At 62.6% G+C, this 8,532-nt stretch carries 7 protein-coding genes; all 7 read right to left on the reverse strand.

What is annotated here, in order from left to right; all coding sequences use genetic code 11:
• Complete coding sequence (locus tag HNQ81_RS08890; RefSeq protein ID WP_183350468.1) at positions 1-2,295, reverse strand: GumC family protein; 2,295 nt, start codon at positions 2,293-2,295, stop codon at positions 1-3.
• An 838-nt stretch (positions 2,296-3,133) separates the two neighbouring features.
• Positions 3,134-3,418 carry a GIY-YIG nuclease family protein gene (locus tag HNQ81_RS08895; RefSeq protein ID WP_183350502.1) on the reverse strand — a complete coding sequence of 95 codons (285 nt, stop codon included), beginning with the start codon at positions 3,416-3,418 and terminating at the stop codon, positions 3,134-3,136.
• A gap of 97 nt (positions 3,419-3,515) precedes the next feature.
• Complete coding sequence (locus HNQ81_RS08900) at positions 3,516-4,253, reverse strand: tyrosine-protein phosphatase (protein WP_183350470.1); 738 nt, start codon at positions 4,251-4,253, stop codon at positions 3,516-3,518.
• 1 nt (position 4,254) lies between these two features.
• Complete coding sequence (locus tag HNQ81_RS08905; protein WP_183350472.1) at positions 4,255-5,745, reverse strand: O-antigen ligase family protein; 1,491 nt, start codon at positions 5,743-5,745, stop codon at positions 4,255-4,257.
• Positions 5,742-6,767, reverse strand: a complete 1,026-nt coding sequence (locus tag HNQ81_RS08910) for a polysaccharide biosynthesis/export family protein (protein ID WP_183350474.1) — start codon at positions 6,765-6,767, stop codon at positions 5,742-5,744. Before HNQ81_RS08910 ends, HNQ81_RS08905 begins: the two co-directional genes overlap by 4 nt.
• A 146-nt stretch (positions 6,768-6,913) precedes the next feature.
• Positions 6,914-7,693 (reverse strand): hypothetical protein, encoded by a 780-nt coding sequence (locus tag HNQ81_RS08915; protein WP_183350476.1) that lies wholly within the window; start codon positions 7,691-7,693, stop codon positions 6,914-6,916.
• A gap of 550 nt (positions 7,694-8,243) precedes the next feature.
• Positions 8,244-8,532 (reverse strand): hypothetical protein (locus tag HNQ81_RS17345; protein WP_221270850.1); only part of this gene is annotated, 289 nt, incomplete at its 5' end.

Raw genomic sequence — 8,532 nt, forward strand, 5'->3', positions numbered from 1 at the left:
TCAGCTCGCGCTCTCCTCGCCGTACTTGTAGTCGTAGGTGTAGTACTTGTAGCCGCCGTAGGAGCCGAAGCCCTTCCTGCGCCCGCTCTTGTTGATGATCGCGCCGAGCAGGCGGCCGCCGACGGTGGCGATCGCCTTGCGGAAGTGGCGGATCCCCTCGCGCGGGGTCACCCCTTCGACGACGAGCAGGATCACCCCGTCGACCATGTGCGACAGCACCAGGATCTCGGCGAAGCCCTGGTACGGCGGGCCATCGAGGATGATCCGGTCGTAGCGGCCGGCGACGGTCGCCAGCAGCTCCCGCATCCGCTTCGAGCTCAGCAGTTCGGCCGGGCTGCTGGGCGGCAGTGGGCCGCTGGTGATGAGGTCGAGGCCGGGGTAGTCGGTTTGGGTGATGACCTCGTCGAGGTCGGCGATGCCGCTGAGGACGCTGGACAGCCCCTTCGTCTTGCGCGAGGTCTGGAAGATCTTGTGCAGGCTCGGCTTGCGCAGGTCGACATCGATGATCAGGCAGCTTTCCTCGTCGGCCAGGTAGGAGAAGGCGGCGTTGACCGCCATCGAGCTCTTGCCGGCGTCGGGCAGGATGCTGGTCAGCAGGATGGTCCTGGGCGGGTTGTCGGCCGCCGACAGCCGCACCGAGGTCATCGTCGTCCGCAGGGCCTCGGCCACCGGCGAGCGCGGGTCGGAGTAGAAGCGCAGCGCCATTTTGCGATCGTCGCCGTCGGCCTCCTTGTCGTAGGGCACCAGGCCGAGGACCGGGATGTGGAAGCGGTCGGCCAGCTCGTCCGGGTTCTTGACCGTGTTGTCGAAGAACTCGAGGGTGAAGGCGGCGCCGATGCCGAGGAACAGGCCGAGGATCAGCCCCAGCAGCAGGTTCTTGGCCACCTGCGGCTTGTAGGGGTAGAGCGGGGTCGTCGCCCGGTCGACGATCTGGATGTTGGTGACGGCGGCGCCGACCGTGGCCTCGATCTCCTTCGACCGCTGCAGCAGGCTCTGGTAGATCGACTTGTTGGTCTCGACCTCGCGCTCGAGGATCTTGTACTGGGTCGCCTTCTCCTCCAGCTCGAGGGCCTTCTGCTTCTGCTCCTCGGCGCTGGCCTGGAGGTACTGCTCGGTCTTCAGCGCCGTCTCGTAGTTGTTGCGGATCGAGTCGATGATCTGCTGCTTCTCCTTGTCGATCCGGGCGGCGATCTCGTCCATCTTCGCCTTGAGCTGCTGCATTTTGGGGTAGCCCGGCTTGAATGTGACGCCGAGGTCGCGGTACTCGGCCTCCAGGGTCGAGTACTGGCTTTTGAGGTCGTTGATCAGGGTGTTGTTGACGATCTGCTCCAGCGATTTTTCGTCCAGTTGCTGGTTCTGCTTGAACATCGCCTCCTTGGCGATCCGGTCGGACGAGGCCTTGGCCAGCGAGTTGTTGACCTCCTCGAGCTGCTTGATCACCAGGTTGTGGTCGGGATTGAGGGAGACGATGCCGATCTTGCGGCCGAACTCGTTGAGCTCCAGTTCCGATTCCTCGAGCTTGATCTGGGCGGCGCGGATCTGCTTGTCGAGGAACTGGCCGGCGGTGCGCGAGGCCTCGAGGCCGGTGTCCATGTGCATCTGGATGAACTCGTCCATCGCCGCGTTGGTGATCGCCGCGGTCAGGGCCGGGTCGGGGGTGACGAACGACACCTCGATCAGCTCGCTGTTGCGCACCGGGGTGACCGACAGCCGGTTCTTGAAGGCGGAGAGGAGATTCTGGGCCAGCACCTGGTTACGGGCGTCCTCCTCCAGGACGCTGAGGTCTTCCTGCTGCTGGTCGGCACGGACGAAGCCGGTCAGGCCGGCGAGCAGCGACGGCGATTGCTTCTCGCCCTCGGTGGCGGCGGCGGGGTTGAACACCGGGTTGGTGGTGAGGTCGAGCTTGGCGATGACCCGGTTGGCGAGCTGGTTGCTCTGCAGCAGGTTGACCTGGGTCTGCTGGAACTCGAGGGTGCGGAGGTTGGTGTTCTCGACGTTCTCGAACGTGGTGATCGACTGGTTCTGGCTCGAGGCCCGCACCATCCCCTGGGCCTTGAACAGCGGGGTGGCGAGGAAGGTGTAGAGGGCGGTGAGGAGGAAGACGGCGGCCAGCACCGACAGCACCGCGGTCTTGCGCCGGATGAGCATGTCGAGGTAATCGCGCAGGTCGATCTCGTCGTTGAAGTCGGGGATGACTTCGCGGACTTCGGTGCTGGGGAGGTAGTTGGGGTTGTCGCCGCGGGGTATGAGGGCGCGATCGGGGGATGGGTAGTTGCGGTTTCTGTCTGGGGTCATTGGGTCTCTGTATCTGGTTGATGCGCTGTTATTTGGGTTGATGCATTGTTTTTTGGGTTAATGCTCAGTCTTGTGGGTATTTCGGTTATTGCACAATCTTTTCGGTTAATGCTCTGTCTTTTGGGTTTTCCACTCTGTCATCGCGGCTTTTCTGCCTTGGCATCGCGACCTGCCCCCGCTGTCATCTCGACCGCAGGGAGAGATCTTAAACTGGTCTTGGAATGATCCCCTGCAGGGAGCAGCAAGATTTCTCGCTTCGCTTCGAAATGACAGCGGGGGCGGCTTCTTGGCCTTCGCCCTATCGGGAATTACGAGCACTGTCATTGCGACCTGCCCCCGCTGTCATCGCGACCTGCCCCCGCTGTCATCTCGACCGCAGGGAGAGATCTTAAACTGGCCATGAAATGCACCCTTGCAGGGAACAGCAAGATTTCTCGCTTCGCTTCGAAATGACAGCGGGGGAGGCTTCTTGGCCTTCGCCCTATCGGGAACAACGAGCACTATCATCGCGACCTACCCCCGCTGTCATCTCGAACCGCAGGGAGAGATCTTAAACTGGTCATGGAATAATCCCCTGCAGGGAACAACAAGATTTCTCGCTTCGCTTCGAAATGACAGCGGGGGTATCATCATGACCTTTGCCCTACCGGGAACAACGAGCATTGTCATCGTATCCAATGCCCTGGCTTATACCCTTTCAAGCACTGGCGACGCAACCATCCTCCTGGTTGACGCCACACCATCTTCTGCATTCTCGACTTTGTCCCTCTGTCACCGCGACCAACCCCCGCTGTCATCTCGAACCGCAGGGAGAGATCTTAAACCTGCCACGAAGAACTCACCACCCCTCACTCAAATCCTTCCACTCAGGATTGGAACCGGCAACCAGGGCATCCTTCTTCTCCCGCCGCCATTTCTTGATCTCTTTTTCTCTTTCCACCGCGGCGACGATATCCTGGGTTTCCTCGAAGTACACCAGTTTATTCACGTTGTACTTTTCGGTAAAGCCCGGAACCAGTTTCATCCTGTGCTCTTGCAGCCGCCGCTCGAGATCGTTGGTTACGCCGACATACAAGACCTTGTTGTTCCAGTTCGTTAGTATGTATACGTAATAGTTGTGCATTATTGGATTAAGATTTCTCGCTTCGCTTCGAAATGACAGCGGGGGCGGCATCACGGCCTTCGCCCTACCGGGAAAAGCAAGATTTCTCGTTATTATCTTACTTCCCACTCACCAACCCAGCCGGGTTCACACAGCACCAAGCCCGCAACCGTTCCCCCCCGACCATCCGTTCCAACTCCGCCCACTCCCCCGCATCGGGCGGGCGGCGGGCCAAGGCCCCATGCGCGTCCGAGCCCAGGTACTGCACACACCCCCGCGCGATCAACCCCAGCGCCGTGCGGCGGCTGGCGTCGCCGAACCGCCCCAAGAGGCTGCCGGCGTTGAGCTGGATCTCGACCCCATGCTCCAGCACAAACCCGGCCATCTTCTCGCCCATCTCCTGGATCGCCGGGATCCGCTCGGGGTGGGCGAGGATGATAGCGTAGCCCCGCCCGCTCAAATTTTCCAGCATCGCTAGCAGCTCGTCGGCCGGATCGCCGAACGCCGGTTCGACCAGATAGCGGTCACTACCCGCCAGCGCCAGCAGCTCGCCGCGCTCCAGCCGCGCCGCCAGCTTGCGGTGGAAGGCGATCTCCATCCCCGGCAGCAGCGTCACCGCGACGCCGTGGTCGGCAAAGCACTGCTGCACCGCCGCCATCTTCTCCCGCACAGTCTCCGCCGACGCCGCCCAGGCGGTGCCGGGGATATAGTGCGAGGTGCAGATCACCGTGGCGATGCCGAGCTCGGCGTAGCAGCGCCCCAGGGCCAGACTCTGGTCCAGCGTCGCCGGGCCGTCATCGATGCCCGGCAGGATGTGGCTGTGGATATCGATGACCTCGTCGCAGGGAAACGCCATCTCAGCCCTTCACCGCCGCGGTCGTGTCTTCCCGCCGCTGCCCATTCTGCCCCAGTTCCGCCACGGCCCAGGAGATCAGCGCCAGCAGGGTCACCGCATAGACGGCGTTGGCCGGCAGCCGCCAGCCGAAATCGACCAGCCCGTGCACCAGGAAGCCGAACAGGGCAGAGAAGGCGGCAATGCCGACGATCCGGGCCTTGCGTGCGGCCGGTCGGTCGGCAGCCGGGGCCGCAGTCAGGCGGCGGCCGCTGCGCCACATCCCGGCGATCAGCCAGCCGACGAACAGCGCCGCCAGCGGCAGACCGAACTCGATTGCCGTCTCGAGGTACTCGTTATGGGCCCGGTCGATCAGCACATTGTCCGGAAAGCCCTTGAGATAGACACCGGACAGCAGCTTGTAGGCATCGACCCCGATCCCGGTCAGCCAGTGGTCGAACAGCAGCGGCAGGCTGGCCTGGTAGATCTGGAGGCGGAACTCCCCCGTGTAGTCCTCGATGGTCCCGAACCGGGCGACGATGCCGTCCAGCCCCAGCATCGAGCCGTAGACCCCGATGAAGGCGACGATCCCGACGATCGCCACCAGCCGGGTGCGGCGCGACAGCGGCAGCAGCAGATTGAGCAGCACGCTGACCGTCAGCATCGCCAGGATGCCGCCGCGCGACAGCGAAAACAGCACCGCCAGGATCATCACCCCGGCGGCGAACAGCAGGATCGGCACCTGCGGCTGCAGCCGCGTCAGCGACCGGGCCAGGCGCTGCGCCAGGGACGGGCGGCCGCGAGGCCCGGCGGCGGCCCGGCCGGTCGGCGCCAGGTGGAGCAGCGCCCCGGCGACCGCCAGCGGCCAGCAGATGTTGAGCAGGGCCGCGTATTGATTCTTGTAGATGATCGTGCCGTGGGCCTCGGGGTTGGCGATCCCCAGCCACAGCATCCCGATCCCCGGGTTCATGACCTGCAGCAATCCGTAGAATGCCTCCGCCAGGCCGACGGCGGCGATGGCGGTGAGCAGCAGGGCCGGGAACCGCTGGTCGCGGCGCAGCAGCACGGTCAGGGCGAGGTACAGGAGTATCAGGGCAAGGATGAAGATCGCGGTCTGCAGGCCGATGATGCCGTTGTCCCCCAGTGGCGCCAGGGTCAGCCCGGCCCCGGCCAGGTCGTTGACCATCGCCACCCGCTCGGCCCGGGCCGGCGACAACAGCGCGATCAGCCCCAGCGGCAGCGGCAGCGCCTGTAGCGCGGCGTAGAGCATCAGGATGATCGGCACCGCCAGCCGCCGCCACGACAGGCCCTCGCCCGAGAGCGACGGCAGAGTGTACAGCAGCCAGCCGCCGAGGCCGAGGAGGATGAGCGCGACATAGGCGCCCTGGACGATCGGGTGGACCGCCCCGAACAGCAGGGGAATGGTGACGACGATCGCCAGCGCCAGCCACGACGGGGCCTGTCCCAGGAAGCGCAGGCCGCTGATGCCGTGCCGAATCGACTGTGCCGCGGTCATTGCTTCGGGTTGCGGTAGCTGACGCCGGTGCCGAGGAAGCCGAGGGTGAAGCCCGAGCCGGAGAACAGCATGCCGCTGGAACTGGATTCGGCGAAGATGATATCCTGGTCCTTGATCAGCAGGCTGTCGCCGACCCCGGCCTGGAGATCGTTGTAGCTCAGGCTCAGGACCTGGCGCTCCTGGCCCGGCCCCATGTGGCGGATGAGCTTGATCTTGTCGGTGTCGGCATAGCCGGCGAGGCCCCCGGCGAGGGTGACGACCTCGGTGATCGTCATCCCGCTCTTGATAGGGTAGGTCCCCGGCTTGCGCACCGCCCCGTCGACGAAGCACTGGCCGGTCTCGGGGATGAAGATGACGTCGCCGCCCAGCACCATGATGTTCTGGGCCATGTTGCCCTTCTTGATCAGCTGGTCGAGATCGACGAAGTAGTTGACGTTCTTTTTGCTCTTGTCGTCGAAGCGGGTGATATAGGCGGCGGTGCCGGCGCTTTCGGTCAGCCCCTCGGCGATGGCGATGACGTCGAGGAGGTTGCGCTTCGACACGTAATCATAGGTCCCGGGCTTCTTGAACGAGCCGACCAGGGTGATCTGGCGGCTGACATGCTCCTTGATGAAGATCGAGACGTGCGGGTCCTGGAGGTATTGGGCGGCGAGCAGCCCCTCGATCTTCTCCTCGGCCTCGGCCGCGGTCAGGTTGCGGACATCGACCGTGCCGATCAGCGGCAGGCTGACCTGGCCGCGCGACGACACCCGGACCTCGGTGTTGAGGTCCTTCGTTTCAAAGACGGTGAGTTGGATCAGGTCGCCGGGACCGAGGACGTAATCGCCGATGTCGTCGCTTGTGGTCATCGCCGCGGCAACCGGCTGGGCCGCGACCTGGGCGGTCGCCGGCGCCTGCTCTTCGATGGCCTGGCTCGCCTCCTGAAACTGCTTGAGGTCGGTGTTGGCCTCGAACTGCTCCTCGGCACAGCCGGACATGACAAGGCATATCGCGGCAATGAGGAAATAGGCAAATCTTCTCATTATCGATCCTTTCAACATCGGGGGAATTCTAACGGAAACGTCAATGGTTGAAACCCGAAAGAGGACCAGCCGAATGGGGTATTCAGCGATCCTCTTTCATGTCGTGCTCTTATCCGATCAGGTACCTGGCCAGCAGGTAGCCGGGATCAGGTGCTGGGACTGGCGGGAGGTGTCGGTTTCGGGCCCGGCGATGGCTTCGGGCTCGGGGCCGGTCCGGCGCCGGGGCCTGCCGCGGGGCCTGCTCCGGGGCCGTCGCTGTCGTTATCGTCGGCCAGGGCGATCAACAACGCCCCGGCGGCGACGGTGCCGGCGAACCAGTAGGCGCCCTTTTTACGGTCATTGTCATCATTTTTCGGTGAATCGCCCGCCGGGGCGGCCGGCGGCGGAGTGGAAATGGCGAGGACGATCTTCTCGTTGGCGTTGACGGTCTTCATCCCGTCGGCGGTGGCGAACATCAGCCGGCCCTCGGTGACGCTGACCTCGGTCTTGCCGTCCTTGGTCACCGCGACGCTGCCCTTGACGACCGGGTCGGAGGCGGCGTTGAAGATGACCTCGGCGATGCTGTACACGCCTTCCGGGGTGTGGAAGGCGATCTTGCGGGCGTTCTCGGTGATGACGTAGTCGACGCTGCCGGACTGCAGGAAGAGGCGGAAGGTCTCGGCCTCGTTCTTGATCGCGAACTTGGCCTGATCGGCCGCCACCAGCGAGATGCCGGCCGATTTGATCATGCACTTGCCGTCGCAGACGAGCATCGAGCTCTCATCGATCGGGCTCTGGCCCTTGAGGGTGTCGACGACCTGGTCGTCCTTGAGAACGGATATATTGCCTTGGCCGATACTGCCGCCCTGGTTCGCGAACGACACGGTCGAGCTCAGACTGAAGGCGACGGCCAGACAGAGGGCAATGCTTTTCAAACTTTTATGCATGGTTTGTTCTCCCGTAATTCACTGCAAAAGACAGTAAATACCAATAAATATGACTGTAATTGTTGGCTATTGCTTAGAAAATAACGATGTATAAATAACACAATAACACGAGGAACCACTCCACGCAAGGTCTAAACCCGAATATAATTTCCGGTGATGCAAAGTATCAAAGGGTTTTGCGACAAAAAGGGATGGGACGAAACATTGAGCGATTCATTTTTGTCATACTCGGGGGCTGTTTCCGGTATTTCTTGCGCCCCGCCGTCGTTTCGTTTTTTGCTGTGTCGTTTCGGTTTTCCCCTGTCATTTCGTTTTTTTTCCCCTGTCATTTCGAAGCGCAGCGAGAAATCTTGTCATTCCCGATAGGGCGAAGGCCACGCCCCCTCCCCCGCTGTCATTTCGAAGCGCAGCGAGAAATCTTGTCGTTCCATGGCAAAAGAAGATCTCTCCCTGCGGTCGAGATGACAGCGGGGGTTGGTCGAGATGACGGAAGCTGAAGGGACATGAACCAGGGGATTGGTCGCGATGACGGAAGCTGAAGGGGCATGAATCAGGGGGTTGGTCGCGATGACGGAAACTGAAGGGCATGAACCAGGGGGTTGGTCGAGGCGACAGTGCTCGATGTTCCCGATAGGGCAAAGTCCATGATCCCGCCCCCGCCGTCATTTCGAAGCGCAGCGAGAAATCTTGTCGTTCCCTGGCAAAAGAAGATCTCTCCCTGCGGTCGAGATGACAGCGGGGGTTGGTCGAGATGACAGCGGGGGTTGGTCGAGATGACGGAAGCTGAAGGGGCATGAACCAGGGGGTTGGTCGCGATGACGGAAGCTGAAGGGGCATGA

This window comes from Desulfoprunum benzoelyticum, from assembly GCF_014201505.1.
Classification (GTDB): domain Bacteria; phylum Desulfobacterota; class Desulfobulbia; order Desulfobulbales; family Desulfocapsaceae; genus Desulfoprunum; species Desulfoprunum benzoelyticum.

What these genes read in the sequence shown, in the direction of transcription:
- HNQ81_RS08895 (WP_183350502.1), bottom strand. Translation starts at nt 3,418, where the DNA reads ATGCACAACTATTACGTATACATACTAACGAACTGGAACAACAAGGTC.
- HNQ81_RS08900 (WP_183350470.1), bottom strand. Translation starts at nt 4,253, where the DNA reads ATGGCGTTTCCCTGCGACGAGGTCATCGATATCCACAGCCACATCCTG.
- HNQ81_RS08910 (WP_183350474.1), bottom strand. Translation starts at nt 6,767, where the DNA reads ATGAGAAGATTTGCCTATTTCCTCATTGCCGCGATATGCCTTGTCATG.
- HNQ81_RS08890 (WP_183350468.1), bottom strand. Translation starts at nt 2,295, where the DNA reads ATGACCCCAGACAGAAACCGCAACTACCCATCCCCCGATCGCGCCCTC.
- HNQ81_RS08915 (WP_183350476.1), bottom strand. Translation starts at nt 7,693, where the DNA reads ATGCATAAAAGTTTGAAAAGCATTGCCCTCTGTCTGGCCGTCGCCTTC.
- HNQ81_RS08905 (WP_183350472.1), bottom strand. Translation starts at nt 5,745, where the DNA reads ATGACCGCGGCACAGTCGATTCGGCACGGCATCAGCGGCCTGCGCTTC.